Below are 18,580 nucleotides of genomic sequence, written 5' to 3' on the forward strand. Positions count from 1 at the left end.
CTTTAAAGTTTTATTAATTATCTATACGATCCTGCCAACTGTTTTCGCGAATTCATATCGTTTTCCTTCATTTGTATTAACTCTTCATACGCTTCAACTGTGTATTGCTTATACAAAATATCAATTTCAACGTCTCGATTTTTAGTCGGAATCTTCTGCAAATGATCTAATTCAGCTTTAACAATTTCGAGGTGATTCTTATCTGCCTCAATATCCGATTCCATCGGCGCATACAGATCCTTTTGCAATTGGTAATTGGTTAAAATACTGTTTCGCATTGTCTTTCTAACATGCTCAACAGTATATCGGGAGGTGTCCACATCATGAATGACCTTCATCTTAGGATTAAGACCAACCTTATAGCCGATTTCTCTCATAGCAAAAGATACAACAATTTCTTCTCCTCCAGCGTAATTGTTTCCTTTACGCCCATAGGCGCTTCTAAAGCCCCCAATTCGCATTAGCGCAGCATGTCTAACCGCAAAGTTGGCTCCATAAGGGAACTCCCACTGAAAATTAGAATCGATAATTTCGTCGCCTTCCACAATAAGCTGACTCCAGTATGCTTCAGTACCTGGTTTAACCACTTCAGGCCGTTCCTCGTGTAAATTGAGTATGATATTCCCACCCATGACCCCGATATCGGGACGATCTGAGAATCCTCTGATGGTTTCCTCAAGCAAGTTGGAGTTAGCGATAGCGTCATCATCAATATAGAGTATGACCTCCCCCTCTGCCCCAAATAAACCAACATTACGTGCAAAGGAAAGACCTTTTAATGGAGCCTCCATATATCGTAGGAAGGATTCGTCAATATTATAGGTTGCTCTGAACTCACGAACCAAATGATGAATCTCATCATTCAGATAATCATTATTTACAACAATAATTTCATAGTCCGCTTTATCCAACGACTGTTCTATGACAGATTTAATTGCATTAGAAAGTTTCTCGCTCCGCTGGTACGTGCAAATAATAACTGATAATCCCTTGTTATAAACAGGTTCACTTTCAATTACCGCCTCAATACGGTACAAGTGATCGTTCTTAACCTTCGTATTTATAAGAGAGAACAGAACTTCCGTATCCTGCGCAAAAAAGTCATAGTTGCTATCCGTTTCACCATTCATTTTATCCTTTATTTTCAGATTCCAAGGATAGTCAGCTACAAATGTATCTGTTGACTGCTCTGATTTATCTATAAGCAGTGCATACATAGACGATAAAGCACTAGAATCAATAAACTCAAAATCATGGACTTCGCCTGTTTTTATATATAAATAGCAAATAGGCGTTACCAAATTAAGACCAATAATCGTATTGACTTCATCTCTTCCAACCACAGTATGTCCTTTAGTCAGAACATATTTCTTAAACTCACCAGCTTCAGTAGCATCTCCCTCAATGATCCATACTAATGGGGTCAGATAAAAATCTCTTCTAAAATCATCAAGTACCATGAGTTTATATCTGTTAGAGGTGATGCCCAGTTCTTGATCTAAAGCGGTCAGTGACTTATCGTGCCAGCGATAATCATATATAGGCTCATCAAATGTCACATGTTTGAGCTCAAATAGAGAGTTCACTCTCATCCAGTAATCGTAATCTTCAAGGGTATGCTTATAACTAGAATAGTCACCCAATAACTGGGTTACCTTGGCCCTATACATAAAAGCTGCACCAATCGTATTGTTAGGATATACGTTTAACTCCAATGCAGACTTAGGCAGCATAACATTGCCACTAAACTGTGGTTCTTCATACCAGCCATGGTTGGAAATCACTTGACCGGCAGAGTCGATTAACCTCATGTTTGCATATACCATACCAATATTTTCATCACTTTTAAGATCAGCAACCATCTTCTCCAGGAAATTTCCAGGGAGGATATTATCTGCACTTGTCCACGTATGATATTCACCCTTGGCTAGCTTAAAACCCCTGGATAATGTTCTTGGTATTTTACGATTTTCCTGATGAACTACTCTGATACGATGATCTGCTTTAGCATACTCATCAATAATTTCTGCCGTTGAGTCTTTTGAACCATCATTAATAATAATGAGTTCAAAATACTTGTAAGATTGCTGCAGAATACTATCAATAGCTTTTGAAACATAATCCTCACCGTTATATACAGGAAGGACAACCGATATAAGATCCTTCTCAAATTCAATCTCGAACTTATCAAGCGCCAGAGAAAATGAGTTGTCTTTAGATACTTTATAATTGTAAAATTTATACTCATACCAGGTTAATAACTGATTGTAATTCCCTACATCTTTGCGTAGATCAATCGGCTGATCCCCTGCGTTAGTTCTTTTAAGCTTATGCGACACTTTAGATTTTATCTTTTTCAGTAAGATAGTGGTGCCATAACTTTTCCATACTCTATATCCCTTAAGAACATATATCATTTTGGACTTGTGTAAGATATGTTTCAGTTTATTCGCCATTTTCCACCTTTTAGAGTTATAAATATTATGAATCTCTGTAGACAGTCTTCCATTATATTCTTCCAACTCACTGAACTGGGTGTTCAGTTCATTATATTGACCAAATAGTTGCCTATATTGATGATTTAATATATCCAAGTTGTTTTTTTCATTATTATAGTCCTGTGTAAGTTGAACATATTTCTGTTCTAATTCATCTTTCTTTTCAGACAGAGATTTAAAATCTGCTGACATGCTGCTTATTACATTTCCCTGATGATCTCGCGTTTGAATCAATGTGTTAATCTGATCCATATGCTCAACAATGTGTTGTTTTTGCTGCTCTATTTCTTGGCTTTGAGTTTGATTATGAGTTTGTAATTCATTAAATTCATTTTTCAGGCGTGTATGCCCTGCTCTATAAGCATGGTCCACGTCATCTTTTAGAAATCTGTTAATTACATCCATACACTTATCTATCGTCTCTCTTCCTTTAACCGGAAACATCTCTAAAGTAAATTTCCTTCTTTGTTGTATTAGTTGTTCATCTAAGATTGCATTAAGTAAAGTTTGTTTAATATTGCCGTTATCGCTCACAAAAGGAACAATGTTTTGCTGAACTATTTGCTCTTCCAAAGGTAAAATCCCCTCGAAAGATTCTGTTTGGGGATGTTGGAATATTACAATTGGAGTGTCCGTAAACAGCGCATCAAATATAGCCCCAGAGCCGTCAGACAATATCACATCAGCTTCCTCTATTAAATGAACAAGAGAAGCCTTGTGATCAAGCACATCAGGAATATGAGACTTAACTAGACTAACCCGATCATGCTCCAAAAAAGAAGTGCCATGATGCAATTTCACCTTCATATTAAAGGTATCTGACATTTCTTCAATATGGTTCATAACAAGCTCAATAGACGACTCATTCCCATACGTAGGCAAATAAAGCAAATTATATTTATCCGTTTCGCGCTTCTTCCTTTGAAATTTAGCGTATTTAATCATTCCAACGATTTCAGTCTGAGTGTACGCTGCCAGAACCGAGGAATCATACAGCCCATTACAAAAGATAAAATCGAAATTCCGACTCCATGTATCTAAATTCCAGTTTGGTTTAGCCATTCCATACTGATATCTAAACTTATAATCGGACTTAACTTCTAAATAATAAGGGAGATAAGGATAGAAGGCTATTTTATATGTCTTGTCAGGTACAGAGCTTGTTAGAGTCACTTTTATACCATTGTTCTTCAAATAATGATAGGTATCTAAGGACATGTTGCCCCAATCTTCTTCTTCAATGTGAGGGACATAAATATCACAAACGATCTGCTTTCTTTCACACTCCTCAATTAAAGGCTTTATCGTTTCATATAAAACTAGATTGTGAATGACAAAAGCTATAGATCTGTTCATATTCACTGCAAAACCTCTTCCTTTCAGGCAAAAATCTTATACTTATTTTCTTAATTTCAGTAATGTCTCATTCAGTAAAGTCGATGATGTACTCTTCGTATAGGGAAAATATATAATTTTCACTCCAACTTCCTTAAATTGCAACTCATACTGGTCCCAACGTTCATTTTGAAACCAATCATCACCAACGAACATTACGTCATATTTTAATTTTTGCCAAACCTCAAATTTATCCATGGAGTCCTGAGGAATTACAGTATCAACAAAGCTGATGTTCCTGACAATCTCAATTCTTTCCTCAAAAGGAATTACTGCTTTTTTGTACTTATATGAAACTAACTCATCTGTTGTCACACCAACAATGAGTTTATCACAGAGTGATTTAGCATTTCTCAACAAATTCAAATGCCCAATATGAAATAAATCGAAGACCCCGGAAGTATAGCCGATAATCATAAGATTTCTCCTAACGTAGTTAAATTGAAGTTAAACCATTTGTCGAATGTCGTCTTCCCTTCAATTTTCTCAGAAGATAGGACTTTTTCAAGTTGAACAGGAAAACCCACCTTTTTTCTGTTTACAATCTCTGCAGGGACAATATCTTTAAAAATTCTCTTGAGAGGAGCCTTAACAACCCCATCCTTCATTTTGTACAGAGAGTTTACACCTGCAAGCCTTTCAATTAATCTATAATCCAAGAAAGGGGATCTTGCTTCTACGGAATTTAACATTGAGGCACTATCCAGCCTTTTAAGTAACCCTCTCAAATGGGCTTGCTGGAAGAATGCAGCTACGATTTTTTGAGGTGACTTTAACTTCATGAAAGGTGCCAAAGCGTCTTCTACAATCTCTATATCATCTTCAGATCCGTAGGTGTAGAGTTCACTAAAGGCTCGGATATCAAAGTCTGTAGCGCTACTAGCCCATCTGAAAATACGGTCATACCCAAAGAAAAGCTCATCAGCGCCTTCTCCGCTTAATATGACTGTATTTTTGGCAGATGCTTGCTGAGTCATATGATACAGTAACACTTCGTTGGGCACAGACAGAGGCTCTTTTTTTACAGTTATAAGCTCTCGAGCTAATGATAAAAAGTAATCAGGTTCAAACAATATCGGATGATGAATGGTATTGTATCTTGTTGCTGCGATTTCAGACCACTGAAACTCATTATAATCTTCAAAACCAACAGTCCAAGTATGCTCTACTCTGGCAAGTGCAGTAATAATCGTACTGTCCAATCCCCCGCTTAGGTAACTTCCAATTTCAACATCTGCGATCTTACGGTACTCTACTGCAGAGCGAATTAGAAACTCAAGTTCCTCATCGGAAGGAGGTTCATTTTCAGAGTAATCAATTTCCCAATATTTAATAAATTCGCCATTCTCGTAATAATATCCTGGTGGAAACTCTTTTATTTCATTATAGATAGTACGATCATTAAAAAAGCATCTCATCTTTTTATATTGTCTTACGGCTTCTTGATCAATAGAAATGTTGTGGACTAATGGGAGCAATGGAGCAATTTCAGAACTGAAAATGAACTCTTCCCCATATCTGCTGTAATAAAGCGGTTTTACTCCCATACGATCTCGTGCTACAAAAAATGATTTCTGCTGGACGTCTAAAACAATAAAACTGAACATTCCATTAAGCCAATTCAACATTTGGGGACCATATTGAATATAAAGCTTCAATAAAAGTTCAGTATCTGAGTTTGTTCTCATTTGAATTGAATAATTGGAGGCTAATTCTTTATAATTATAAATCTCTCCGTTAAATATAATCACATATCTTCCGTCATCAGAGAAAAAAGGCTGATCACTTCTCCGATCCAAATCTAAGATACTCAATCTGTTATGCCCCAGCATAAAGTTTTCACTCTGATATACACAAAGTGGGGCCGTAGGCCCCCGGTGTTTCATTATATTTAAAGAATTAAGAAATACTTCTTTATTTATGGCTACATTAGAAAACAAAATCCCACACATTTTATCACCAGCCTTAATTAATGACTTGCAAATCTATTGTGTTATCTACAAATATTAATCCTGGTACGTAATTATTCTCTGGCTTAGGAACCTCAAAAACAGCTGCTATACTTACGCTATCCAGATAAAGAGGCTCAAAAGGCTTAGGCTTCAAACCAATAGAAATGGTGTATTTACCACTTTCAGATAATAGATTACGGAAATTAAAGTTAACCTCTAGAATGCCCCCCGCTTGCATTTTCGGAACTAATTTTGCTTTATTATAGATATTCATGCCAAACACATCGACACCAGTATGGTTTCTAACCATGTAGCCAATGGTTCCCTCAGAATCTATATCTTTATAATATTGTGCCAATAAACGCAAAGTAACCATTTCGCCAAAAGGGACCTGGTTAACAACTTCTCCATTGACTAACAAGTCCGCTCTTATAAAGCGCGCATCTCCCGTTCCAGAACGAAACTCATTGGCACGTTTTGCAAAAGCAGGGTCCTCTTCTAATAGCAACAGCGAGCTCTTCTTATCTGTTTCAGAATTAACAAATACATCCAAAGATTGAACACGTTTCATATCTGCAATTTCCTGGTTAACAATGTTTTCATAAATTTGTGCTACACGTTTCACTGGACCAATTTCGACCATGTGTCCTTTATCAATCAGCAGCGCTGTATCACAAAAACTTTTAATGGTATCCATGGAATGTGAGACAAATAAAACCGTACTTTTTTTGGAGAGCTCTTTCATTTTGGTAATACATTTTGCCTGAAAATAAATATCTCCAACAGACAAGGCCTCATCCACAATCAAAATATCTGGATCAACATTGATAGCTACTGCAAAGGCTAAACGGGCAAACATACCACTGGAGTACATTTTGACTGGTTGATTAATGAAGTCCCCGATATCCGCAAAGGATACAATAGATTCAAGTTTACCATCCATTTCTATTTTGCTATACCCCATAAGGGTTCCGTTCAAATATATGTTTTCCATTCCTGTTAAATCCGGATTAAAACCCGCGCCCAATTCCAAAAGAGCAGCAACTTTCCCATTCACTTTAATGCTTCCGTTGGTGGGAGTAATCACGCCTGTGATCATCTTTAAAAGAGTCGATTTTCCAGAACCATTTTTACCAATAATACCAATCGCTTGTCCTTTATTTATGGAAAAGGACAGGTCACTGATGGCCTTAAATTCAGAATGATACTTTTTTTTAAAGGGGTGAACAGCCTCTTTTAATCGCTCATTGGGATTATCATATATTTTATATATTTTAGTGACGTTATTAACTTCCACAGCAACTGTTTCTGTTTGATTCATCATTTTCTCCTCACAATACATCTGCAAAATGAGATTTCATTTTCTTGAAAATTTTGATTCCTATAGTACCTGCGATAATCACAATAGCCCAAAAGTAGATCGTCATTGATGGGTGCTCCCAGAACCATTTGTGATCAATAAAAGTATCCCGATATCCCTCGACAATATAAAAAACAGGATTTAGTTTAAAGAAAAATTGATACTTATCCTCAACAATATTTAAATTCCAAAAGATCGGCGTAAGCCAAAAGAATAGCTGAATAAATACCGCAACAACTTGACCAACATCCTTTACAAAAACAACTAATGTCGCTGTTATGTAAGAAATGGACAAGGAAAGAAAAATCGTGGCTAATAAATAATAAAGGATTTGAATGTTATAAATCGTAAATTCAACATTGTATATTTTAAACATAATGAAAAGAACAATGATAAAAAATACATGTACAAAAAGAGCAGACAAAATTTTCACCATCGGTAGCAAACCAACTCGGAAAACAATCTTCTTTACCAAATAATTGTTTTCTATAATACTATTGGTTGCAGTTGCTAAGCTTTCAGAAAAGAATAACCAAGGCACCATTCCTGTTAATAACCAAAGTATAAAGGGAGTATCTCCAATAGGTACATTTTTAAAACCAACCTGAAATACGACCCAATAAACAAGTATAGATACCATAGGATGTATAAAAGCCCAGAGTACCCCCATAAATGAACCAAGGTATCTAGATTTAATATCTTTTTTAGACAATTCCCAGAGTAACTTTAAATTCTTCGAAAAGTTTTGAGTTAAATTCATACGAGTGTGTCACGACCTTAAACATGGTTTGGTAAGTCTCTTACAATACAATAATGTAAAAATTTGACAGTGTTATTCTTGCGATATGGCTCTAACAGCTACGATATGCTAAAATGTTGACGTATCTACAAGAAAAGGAGATTGTAAACCTTGTCGAATCCAGTATACGGGAAACAGGCCAAAACGTCGACCCGTGACGATAAAAGGCCGGCTATGTTTTGGGTGTTAATTGTTGGCATGATTCTGTTTTTAGCTTGGGCTCCCTTCCAGGCTGCACTTTTTAATGGGCAGATGCTCGATTTTGAAAAGCCTCTCTATTGGGCTGTTATCATCGCCTCGATTCTGTTGATCCTGGCAATCGTATCTTATTATAAGAAATTCAAGCTGGAAGAGCAAAGGGATTGGCTGGCTGTATTAGTACTGCTGCTTCCCCTTTCTTATGTGCTTTCACTGACTTCAGCAGCTTCACATTACCTGGCCATGAATATGGTGGTGGTACAGTGCATATATGCCGCTCTGTTTATCATCTCAATCTATCTACTACAAGATCGCTTAGGCAATAAGATTATTCACAACCTGATTATGACTGTTGCTTATGTCATTGTAGGCTTTGGCTTTATTAACTGGTTTGGACAGTGGGTACTTGCCGGCAAGATGGTAGGCTGGTTTACCCAATATGTGTATCAATATCGTTATACCAATGCAGTTATGACAGATACAAATGGTCTCCGGCTGACATCAGTGTTTCAATATGCGAATACATATGCGGCCTTTCTAATGGCTTTCCTATTCGCTGCCGTTTTCTGTCTGATGAAATCAAAACTATGGTATGGCAAGGCTATTCACGGCTTCATGTTGGTACCTATTCTGGTCTCGTTATTCCTGACCTTGTCACGGGGCGGTCTGGTTATGTTACCAGTCGTTTTCGTACTGCTCTTGCTCTTCTTTAAACCAGCACGTCAGATTATATGGATTTTGCATTGTGCCATTGCTGGTGTAGCGTCAATATCTATCTTGGCGCCAATTACAAATATGGGTTTACAACTCAACAAGACCTACAACGGCGGAGAGGCTGCGAAGGCTTGGGGGTTACTTATTGGGGTCTCCCTGGCTGTAGCTGTCGTACTGTGGCTTGTTGAACGTTATCTGGCACCGAAGTTGGAAAATGCCCTCAAAGGATGGGCCTCCCGCAAGTTATCCAACCTGTGGCTACCTGTCGGATCTGTTGTGGTGATTGGCTTGATGGCTTTTCTGTTTATTGGAACTGGCCTGCGTAGCGTACTACCAGAAAACGTCCAGGTCCGGTTTGAAAATATCAATTTCCGGCAGCATAGTGTACTGGAACGACTTGTGTTCTATCAGGATGCTGCCAAATTGATTAAAGATCATCCTGTTATTGGCACCGGCGGCGGCGGTTGGGCTACTTTATACGAGAAATACCAAGATTATCCTTACACAAGCCGTCAGGCCCATAATTTCTTCATGCAGTATCTAGTTGAAGTTGGCATTCTCGGCTTCGTAATTTTCATGTCATTTATCTTATATATTTTCTATAAATATATCCGTAGCTATATGAGACAAGATGATGAAGAACGAGATTCTCACTTCCTGTATCTCATTTTGGCACTCTCAATCTTACTTCATAGCTTGCTAGACTTTAATCTGAGTTACGTGTTCATGGGCATACTGGTATTTGTGAGTCTCGGTGGTATGGCCGCTGCTATGGACAGCAAGCCGCTTAAACGCCTGTCCATGAGTGCTTCCGGATTCCGAATCATGTATAGTGCAGTCATCGGCATTCTAAGCATTGTGGTGCTTTTTGCAGGTCTCCGCTTCGTGCAATCGGCCAATGCTGCCACATCTGCCAAACAGATCATGGCGGTCAGCTCATCTTTTGAGGAAATCCAAAGTGCCATTAATAAGGATCTTGAACTTCGTCCTACGCACCCAGATTCGGTTATAAGATTGGCTGCACTGTACAAGAATGTGTATGATCAAACGAAAAAAGAGGAATTTTATAACGCTGCAATAGAGGTACTTAATACGGGCCTGAAGGCAGAACCGTATAATAAAATCATGTATAACTCCAAAGTTAACCTTTTAAAAGCAAAAGGTGAACATGAGCAAGCCTTCAGTATTTTGGAAAATAACATTTCCAACTTTGTCTGGGACAATGACTGGTACAATATGTTGATTACCCAAGCTTACACTATTGGTAATAAGGCACATCAGCAGAAGGACACAGCCAAGGAACAGAAATATTTCCAAGCAGGTCTCGCTGCTTATCAGAAGGTTCTGGATGGGGTAGCTCATATTAAGACGGTTCCACCTGAAATTGAGTTGACACGTACTTTTGAAGTAACTCCAGGTATTGCGCTCAGTACTGGAAAAATTGAGTTCATGTTAGGTAAGCCTGCTGAGGCTGCAAGCATCCTCAAAAACGGCTTGAAAGACGACCTGAGCGACGCTACAAATCGTGAGGTTGCTCGCTATTATATTGTCGCTCTGCAGCAACAGGGGCAGGATGACAAAGCATTGTACGATAAGCTAATAAAAGCTGATCCGACGGAAAAAGAGCAAATTGCTCAGTTAAAATCGGAGAAATAGTAGAAAAAAAGAGACTATCAGATGATGTTATATCATCCGGTAGTCTCTTTCTTATTTTAATAAAGTGAGGTTGGGTGAGATGTCTATTTTTGTTGATCAATCTTTTCAATAACCTGTCTCATATAAGCCAGTACTTCATCCTTGATTTCGTTATGCTGCAGAGCATAATGAATAGTAGTTTCAATGAATCCCAATTTCTCGCCAACATCATGGCGATTCCCGTCAAACTCGTAAGCCAGGATCGGACTCTTTTCTCCCAGCTTGGACAATGCGTCCGTCAATTGAATCTCCCCGCCTACTCCCGCAGATTGCTGACCCAGGATATCAAAAATATCAGGCGTCAAGATATAACGTCCCATAATCGCCAAGTTGGAGGTTGCTTCTTCCTTCTTTGGCTTTTCTACCAATCGTTCCGCCTCAGAGATTTTGGAAGTCAGTGCATGACCTTCAACTATGCCGTAACGATGTACCTCGTTCCAATCCACTTGTTTTACACCTACAACAGAACGCTGATACTCATCGAACACGTCAATCATCTGTTTGAGGCATGGATTCTCAGACTCAACGATGTCATCCCCTAAAAGGACGGCAAAAGGTTCGTCACCGATAAACTTACGTGCACACCAAATCGCATGTCCCAACCCTTTAGGTTCCTTTTGACGAATATAGTGGATATCTGCCATTTCCGATGGTTTACGCACTTCATTTAGCAGGTTCCATTTTTCCTTCGCAGTCAAATTATGCTCCAGCTCAAAAGAGTAGTCAAAATGATCCTCAATCGCCCTTTTGCCTTTACCAGTAACGATAATGATATCCTCAATACCAGATGCAACAGCTTCTTCAATAATATATTGAATTGTTGGTTTGTCTACAATGGGAAGCATCTCTTTAGGCATCGCTTTTGTAGCAGGAAGGAACCGGGTTCCTAATCCCGCAGCAGGAATAATCGCTTTACGGATTTTCATAGGTTAAACTCCTTTTCAACAAAACTTACTAAATTATTCAATAATTCGAGTAACGTTTGTAAATTGCTAATAGTTTATTATAGCACTTAGTCATTGCAATGTTATATACTTTAAGTAAACCATATTATAAACTAAAAAAGATAGAAATTTGAGTACCAGATATGCCAAAATTTGAGGAGAGAGTTCTTTGGATTCAATAATCAGTAACCCTGTTTTAACGTTAGTTATTCCCTGTTATAACGAAGAAGAAGTACTGCCTGAAACTATAAGCAGACTTACGGTCATTCTTGAGGAGTTGGCAGAGAGTCAGCTCATTTCTAAACATAGTAAAATGTTGTTTGTTGATGATGGTAGCCGTGATAAAACATGGGACATCATAGCATCATATAATCTAAAAAATCCTTTTGTCAGTGGTCTCAAATTGGCGAAAAATGCCGGCCATCAAAACGCCCTATTATCTGGGTTAATGGAAGCTAAAGAGACATCTGATTGTGTGATATCCGTTGACGCTGACCTGCAGGATGATCTCAATGCCATCCGAGAATTTATAATAAAATTCAAAGAAGGTTATGACATCGTATATGGGGTTCGAAAAAGTAGAACCACCGACACATTCTTCAAGCGTTCAACAGCCCAAGGTTTTTATCGTGTTATGAGTAAGATGGGAGTCAATATTGTATACAATCATGCGGATTACCGTTTAATGAGCAAAAGAGTTCTTCAGGAATTAAGCAACTTTAAAGAGGTCAATCTTTTTTTACGTGGTCTAGTTCCGTTAATAGGTTATAAGTCTACTGAAGTTTATTACGATCGACATGAACGCTTTGCAGGAGAATCCAAATATCCTTTAAAGAAAATGCTCGCTTTTGCTTTCGATGGAATCACTTCATTTAGTATAACCCCAATCCGGCTTATCTCAGCTGTAGGTTTTGCAATGTTTGGCATAAGCTTATTAATAGCTGTGTATACCATTATTAGTAAGCTCCTTGGAACCACTGTCTGGGGCTGGTCTTCTTTAATGTTGTCCATCTGGTTTATAGGTGGTCTGCAACTTGTAGCACTGGGGCTCATTGGCGAATATATCGGTAAAATATATAAAGAGGTAAAACAAAGACCCAAATATATTATTGAGACCCTATTAGATTCCCAAAGCACCCTAGATACTGAAAACACAAAAAAAGTGAAAAATAGTGAAAGGGAAGCTGTGGCTGTCCAATAAACAGATGCGAACAGGTGACTAATTTGACTTTATTTCAGAATAGCTTTTTCCGTTTTCTTGTCGTAGGTGTCCTAAATACAATATGCGGCATGTCCGTCATGTTCCTGCTCTTTAATACTTTAGGGACTAACTACTGGATATCGACCTTCATTGGTAATTCTGTAGGTGCCACTGTAAGCTATTTCTTAAACAAAAGATTTACTTTCAAAAACAATGCAAGCCATGGACAGACCATTTGGAAGTTTGTCTTTATCATATTGATATGCTATTTATTATCGTATTGTCTCAGCTATTTAATCAGCCACTTCCTGATCTCAAGTCTGAGTATTAAAAACAATGCTATTTTAGGCAACCTGTCCATCCTAATCGGGAATATCTTTTATACTTTAATTAATTATATCGGACAAAAGTTCATTGTTTTTTCGAAAAAAACGAAAGTTCAGAAAGTATAACGATACGAGATTCACAGTAGTTCAAATGAACTTATTAATAAAAACAGGGTATGTGCTCTCAACGCACATACCCTATTTTTTCTTTTACTACGTTCAAATATCAAAATAAATAACTGTGATAACCTATAGCATCCTTTTACTTCACCAGCTGCCCACGTGTAACACCCAACTGATTCGTTGCTTTAAGCGTCTTCCATACTTGTGTTCCGCTGATTTCTCCGCGCAGGGCACGGTTATAGAGATCAATAACCTCATGCACTTGCTCCGGTGTCTCCTCCAAAAATTCCACGCGGTAACGGGACACGCCTAGCTCCAGGAAATTGGACAGGTATTCCGCGCCGGATTGCTCAATCGCGTTGTATACCGTGTTGCGGCAGCCTTCGTCCACACGGACCGGATGAGACATACCAATTCGATCACGCAGGGATGCGCGATGGTCCTCACACGGACGTCCACAGTTAGTGTAGTCGGTGCCTTCACTCATAAAGGTACAGTATACGCAATGTTCAGTATGGAACATTGGCATATGCTGCTGGATCACAATCTCCAGCTTATCGGTACGCGTACGTCTGAGCATATCGACCATTTGCTGAATGTTCAGATCGTACGAAGGCGTAACCAAGTCGCAGCCGGAATCCAGGAACAGATCAGCCGCTTTATGATTGGCTATATTCAGCGAGAAGTCACCAATCAATTGCGGGTGATGTGCGTCCGGGTTCTCCAACCGGTGTCGCAAGTAGAAATACAGTGCCCCTGGATTGCGTACCAACACAGCATCCGGCTTCAGGCGTAGGATGTTGTGGTGGTAGCCATTTTCACCCGGCATGTGAATACGCGGGGTCGCTAGCGCAATTCGGCGGCCTACAGCATGCACAGCCTCTACGGCTGCCGGGAATTGCTTGATGAATTCGAAGTCGGCGTAAATGAATTCCACGCCGGCCTCGAGCGCAGCCTCCACCTGAGGGAGGCTGCGGCACAACGCGGTCAGCTCTGCCTGACCGCGTGCCACAGACGATGCCGGAGTCGATGCATCGTCATACACCTCGACCGTCCGCTTCGTGTACACGGGCGGTTTGGGGCGCTCACCCGCGAGCAGTTCCACCGCCTGACGGCGGATACCGTTCAGCTCGCGCATCGGCACGATGACGTCCCCATGCAGATGGACGTCCAGCTCTTCCAGCTGGAACACCGTTCCGCCCAGTCGTCCGAACTGCTCTTCGAGCAGTTCGTGCGTCATCGGACGCTTCTGGGCAATTTCGAGTTCCAGCTCAGAGTCCACGCGGACCGTTGTGCCCTTCTGCACGTCGGTCCACCATGTCGACAGCGGTTGCCCCGGGGAGCCGCTGACCCGCACATGTACCGGGAAGACACGGTACGGCTTGTCCGTGTCATACGACTGGCGCAGACGCTTGTCCAGCGCCGGGTCGTTGGTCTTCCAAATGCGGTCGCCCACGTGTACACGGCGCAGATCCACATCGTTGCGTCCCGCTACGATGTCAATGATCCAGCCTTCTCCGGCTTCGCCTTCAATCTTCACGCCCTTGCGACGGATATCGTATACGCGTCCGCCTTCTTCTTTTTGCGTGGGATCTCCCGCATCGAATACAATACCATCGCCACGCTTGAGCGGTGCATCAATACGGCACACTACGCCATCACGAAGAATTTGTTCCACTCGCCCCAGATACACACCCCGGCTTTTCGGGAACGTACCGTCAACCAGCTTCTTGTTATTGGTTCCTTCGAGAAAACCGTGCGTAAAGCCGCGTGAAAAGCTCTGCTGCAGCTCGCGGATATCTTCTTTGCTGGTCTTGGACGTATCGCCATCAAAATACTTATCAATGGCCTTGCGGTACTTGCTGACCACATTTGCCACATATTCAGGTGTTTTCAGTCGCCCTTCAATTTTAAAAGAAACAACACCCGCGTCGATCAGTTCAGGCATCAAGTCGATCGCTGCTAGATCCTTAGGTGACAGCAGATACGTCACATCTGCCATTGGTTTCTGCTCTCCATCCACCATCAGATCGTAAGGCAAACGACATGCCTGTGCACACTCACCACGGTTAGCAGAGCGGCCGCCCCACATTTCTGAAGTCAGGCATTGGCCAGAATAAGATACGCATAACGCTCCATGTACGAATACCTCCATTGGAAGTCTCGCCTGATCGCCTATTTTTTGGATCTGTTTCAAGTTGTTTTCGCGTCCAAGCACGACCCGTTCCATATTGTACGGCTTTGTAAACTCTACCGCTTCCGGCGAGGTAATCGTCATTTGGGTAGAACCATGAATCGGAAAATCCGGTGAAATGTCGCGGATCATTTTCACCAGGCCCATATCCTGGACAATTAAAGCATCGACTCCAGCATCAATACAGGCATCGACCAGCTCCTTAGCGTCCTCCAACTCGTTTTCAAATACCAATATATTGAATGTTAAAAAACCTTTAACCCCATAGCTATGCAAAAACGCCATAATTTCAGGCAGTTCCTCCATGCGGAAATTATTCGCCCGTGCTCGTGCGTTGAACTTTTCCACCCCGAAAAAGATCGCATCAGCCCCGTTTGCCACCGCCGCACGCATACAATCCCAGTCACCGGCTGGTGCCAGAAGCTCAACATCTTCTCTTCGTACTACTGATTTCATCTTTGTCCTCCCTATATGGAAAAATAACTGATTAACCTTGAGCTAAACGTTATTTTCCAGAGCAGCGATGCTGCTTATTTTATAGCCCTATGAATTATCATCCTATCCGATCATCCCCACTCTGAACCACTGGCTCGAGGGATAAATGGCATCCAACTCAAAAAATCCGCATCACGAACATTTGCGGCGTAATCATTCTTATCTTGTAACTAATCTAGTGTACCAGACTGCGCCCCAAGCTTCTACACTTTCCAAGCGATTCCTCGTAAAAATATCTTACTAAAACATAAAAAACACCCCCATTCCCGTCAAACGGTACCTTGGAGGTGAGGAATCATATAAAACAAAAGGAACAACGAAGAACAGTGATATTCAACAGGTAGGCAAATAGGAAAAAGACTAGGCAATTTAGACGCGCTAGTAAGCCACATCTCAGCCCTTTAGAAAACGGCATCCTTGTGGTGATACCAGCATACTAGACAATGAATCCGAGAAAAGGCGTTCGTATTCGCTGATCTAAGTACGTAAATAGCTGCCTTCTCTCTTCCCTACTTACCTCACTCTTTAAAAAGATTGGAAATCTTATGGCGGGCGCCAGCGAAGCGGGCCATTTGAATCCGTAGAAGCGTCAGCGCTCGCCTTTGACCTGGGATTCTTACATATTAAATCCTTATACCATCCAAGAATCCCGGGTCAACAGCGATCGTAGGATCAAATGGCACGCGTAGCCTCTTCCCACCATACCTCGCGAATCTTTTACCCACATCCTCTACTTCACAAAATTAAACGAATTTAACGTCGAATCCAGTGCATTAGACTGTACAGCCGTGTTGTTCGCATCATTCAATGTCGTTGTCACGGTATACGTTTTTCCATCACGTTCCAAAACCAATTGGTGGCCTGTGTAGCCGATGCCTTCCTCTATACGATGGAATGTAAAGGACACTGCCGGAACACCAGCAAACGTTACGTCCTTAACCTCCTCAACTTTGAGGTTTTTGTAGTTCTTTGCTTGCTTATCATAGAAGTCCTTGAGCTGGGATACCGTTAGTTCAAATGACTGATCGTTGTCGATTTTGACGGAAAAACGTCCTCCAGTAAACTGGTACTCTACATCGCCCAATTCAAATTGATCGCTAATCGCGGTCCAATATCGTGGGATATTCACCGTATATTCATAGGCTTTTGACGTCTTTTTGATCGTTTTCGTCTTGTCTGTCAAATAGTCGTCTTCTTCCAACTGTCCAAAGTTACTCGCTACGGTTTGAAAATCGATTTGAAGCGAGGAAATGAGCGCGTTGAACTGATCATTTCCTTTGCTTACTTTTTCAGGCACTGCGTATTCAGCCAAATAGCGGTATCCATTTTGCTGAATTAGCACATTGTACTCCTTGATCCATCCATCGCCAAAATTATAACGGTACTCCTGTACTAACCCTTGAACGCCTGCAACCTCCAGCGGATACGTCTTCTGTGCCTCATAAGCCGTAGACACAAAGGAATCCCTCAGCCATTTTTGCAGCTGCTGGCCCCAGTTCTCCAACTTCCCATCCGCTGGAGCCGAGGTTATTTTCATGCGGAAGCTCGATCCATCATTACTTTCATATTGCATCCGTTGATCGTCCATTTTCCAGCCTGCGGGTATGCTGAGTGACACACCGTAGTCTGGATTCCCTGCCTCGCGTGTGCCTCCTACAACAGTAGACAAGTCTTTAATACTTTTATCCTGCGCATTAAAGGAGGTCTTGAAGGAATTTAAAAGTCCTGCATACTGGGCCAGATCTTTATAATTCGTTGCTTTAGCATCGGAAAAATAAACTACATATAATCGTCCGTTGTCATAGTACTGACGATTTTCCCACAATACGCCGTCCCCATCCTTCGTAATGACACGAGCATAAGGTACCTTCGCTTTCGGGAAGGATTTTCGATCGATCACAGTTTCTCCCGTTTCCTTGGCTGCCTGCACTAATTGTTGCAACAGATCGTCCGCATTCAGTGGAACCGGCTGTGACGCTGTGTGCACTTCCATATAGTACGCACTGTTCTCATCCATAAAAGTGGAGATACTCTCATCTCCACCTCCCTGACCGATGACGAGCCCTGTTGGATAGTTCATAGACCAGTCATAGTAACTGTTCCCGATCTGCGTCTTGCCCTCATCATTATCAATGTTTGGTGTCTCTTCAGCTACCGTGCCCGCCTCTTCTTGTGCTTCCATCCGAATAATGATTCCGGCACCATTCTTCTCCAACTTACCGCCAAGCCCTTCTGCTACTTGACGCAGAGGCACCATGAGAATACCTGCTGACATTTCCGGTGGAGCTGGAAGTGTTACCTTGTGACCTCTCACCCATGCTGTACGGCTACCAATGGTCAGCGATACAACATGAGTTCCGCTGGTGATTTTAACCACATTATCTTCAGCCAATCGAATTTTGCTGTTAAATGCCTTTTTAAACACACCAGCCGGAACCATCAGTGCACCACTTTTGGAATAGGGCTTCGTGATATTTGCATTTTGGCCGTTTACGACGGCTGTATTGCTGCCGCTTTGCAGACGCAATTCCAGCATGTTTTTATCTTGATCTGCTGCAACTGCTGGCAAAGCGGAAAGCAGAAGGGACAATGCGACAGCGCCGACCCCCAGCTTACGCATCATTTTTCTTTGAATATGCTTCACAGTAAATCTCCCTTTAGCTTTATTTTATAGATTCAAGAGCCC

The 18,580-nt window shown here is 41.0% G+C and carries 11 protein-coding genes; 3 read left to right on the plus strand and 8 right to left on the minus strand.

All coding sequences use genetic code 11. The features are described from left to right. Positions 1 to 17: 17 nt before the first annotated feature. From KAI37_RS23125 to KAI37_RS23145, 5 genes are read right to left on the minus strand one after another with little or no spacing between them, the layout of a single operon-like run. On the minus strand, positions 18 to 3,854 hold the full coding sequence (locus KAI37_RS23125; RefSeq protein WP_258383101.1) for a glycosyltransferase: 3,837 nt from the start codon (positions 3,852 to 3,854) through the stop codon (positions 18 to 20). A 42-nt stretch (positions 3,855 to 3,896) separates the two neighbouring features. Continuing rightward, positions 3,897 to 4,310, minus strand: a complete 414-nt coding sequence (locus KAI37_RS23130) for an FAD synthase family protein (RefSeq protein ID WP_013312205.1) — start codon at positions 4,308 to 4,310, stop codon at positions 3,897 to 3,899. Then, positions 4,307 to 5,845, minus strand: coding sequence for an asparagine synthase (glutamine-hydrolyzing) (gene asnB, locus KAI37_RS23135; RefSeq protein ID WP_220030278.1), 1,539 nt, complete (start codon positions 5,843 to 5,845; stop codon positions 4,307 to 4,309). Before asnB ends, KAI37_RS23130 begins: the two co-directional genes overlap by 4 nt. Before the next feature lie 13 nt (positions 5,846 to 5,858). Beyond that, complete coding sequence (locus KAI37_RS23140; protein ID WP_220031521.1) at positions 5,859 to 7,166, minus strand: ABC transporter ATP-binding protein; 1,308 nt, start codon at positions 7,164 to 7,166, stop codon at positions 5,859 to 5,861. Positions 7,167 to 7,176: 10 nt separating this feature from the next. Continuing rightward, positions 7,177 to 7,965, minus strand: coding sequence for an ABC transporter permease (locus KAI37_RS23145; protein ID WP_028542104.1), 789 nt, complete (start codon positions 7,963 to 7,965; stop codon positions 7,177 to 7,179). Positions 7,966 to 8,115: 150 nt separating this feature from the next. On the opposite strand from KAI37_RS23145, the gene KAI37_RS23150 reads away from it, so the two are divergent. Then, on the plus strand, positions 8,116 to 10,572 hold the full coding sequence (locus tag KAI37_RS23150) for an O-antigen ligase family protein (RefSeq protein ID WP_220030279.1): 2,457 nt from the start codon (positions 8,116 to 8,118) through the stop codon (positions 10,570 to 10,572). Positions 10,573 to 10,655: 83 nt separating this feature from the next. On the opposite strand, the gene galU is transcribed toward KAI37_RS23150, so the two are convergent. Next, positions 10,656 to 11,537: a UTP--glucose-1-phosphate uridylyltransferase GalU gene (galU, locus tag KAI37_RS23155; protein ID WP_076294077.1), complete on the minus strand. Its 882-nt coding sequence runs from the start codon at positions 11,535 to 11,537 to the stop codon at positions 10,656 to 10,658. A gap of 187 nt (positions 11,538 to 11,724) precedes the next feature. On the opposite strand from galU, the gene KAI37_RS23160 reads away from it, so the two are divergent. Further along, positions 11,725 to 12,756, plus strand: coding sequence for a glycosyltransferase family 2 protein (locus KAI37_RS23160; RefSeq protein WP_076294076.1), 1,032 nt, complete (start codon positions 11,725 to 11,727; stop codon positions 12,754 to 12,756). 14 nt (positions 12,757 to 12,770) lie between these two features. Further along, positions 12,771 to 13,208, plus strand: a complete 438-nt coding sequence (locus KAI37_RS23165; protein WP_256703361.1) for a GtrA family protein — start codon at positions 12,771 to 12,773, stop codon at positions 13,206 to 13,208. A 136-nt stretch (positions 13,209 to 13,344) separates the two neighbouring features. On the opposite strand, the gene KAI37_RS23170 is transcribed toward KAI37_RS23165, so the two are convergent. Together KAI37_RS23170 and KAI37_RS23175 are read right to left on the minus strand one after the other, a co-directional pair. After that, positions 13,345 to 15,855: a U32 family peptidase gene (locus tag KAI37_RS23170; RefSeq protein ID WP_220030281.1), complete on the minus strand. Its 2,511-nt coding sequence runs from the start codon at positions 15,853 to 15,855 to the stop codon at positions 13,345 to 13,347. Between the two features lie 769 nt (positions 15,856 to 16,624). Continuing rightward, positions 16,625 to 18,538 (minus strand): stalk domain-containing protein, encoded by a 1,914-nt coding sequence (locus KAI37_RS23175; protein WP_220030282.1) that lies wholly within the window; start codon positions 18,536 to 18,538, stop codon positions 16,625 to 16,627. Positions 18,539 to 18,580: the final 42 nt, after the last annotated feature.

This window comes from Paenibacillus sp. S25 (genome assembly GCF_019454085.1).
Classification (GTDB): Bacteria; Bacillota; Bacilli; order Paenibacillales; family Paenibacillaceae; genus Paenibacillus; species Paenibacillus polymyxa_B.

Coding starts and splice junctions, on each gene's coding strand:
- KAI37_RS23140 (WP_220031521.1), bottom strand. CDS start 7,166: ATGAATCAAACAGAAACAGTTGCTGTGGAAGTTAATAACGTCACTAAA.
- KAI37_RS23145 (WP_028542104.1), bottom strand. CDS start 7,965: ATGAATTTAACTCAAAACTTTTCGAAGAATTTAAAGTTACTCTGGGAA.
- asnB (WP_220030278.1), bottom strand. CDS start 5,845: ATGTGTGGGATTTTGTTTTCTAATGTAGCCATAAATAAAGAAGTATTT.
- galU (WP_076294077.1), bottom strand. CDS start 11,537: ATGAAAATCCGTAAAGCGATTATTCCTGCTGCGGGATTAGGAACCCGG.
- KAI37_RS23170 (WP_220030281.1), bottom strand. CDS start 15,855: ATGAAATCAGTAGTACGAAGAGAAGATGTTGAGCTTCTGGCACCAGCC.
- KAI37_RS23125 (WP_258383101.1), bottom strand. CDS start 3,854: ATGAACAGATCTATAGCTTTTGTCATTCACAATCTAGTTTTATATGAA.
- KAI37_RS23130 (WP_013312205.1), bottom strand. CDS start 4,310: ATGATTATCGGCTATACTTCCGGGGTCTTCGATTTATTTCATATTGGG.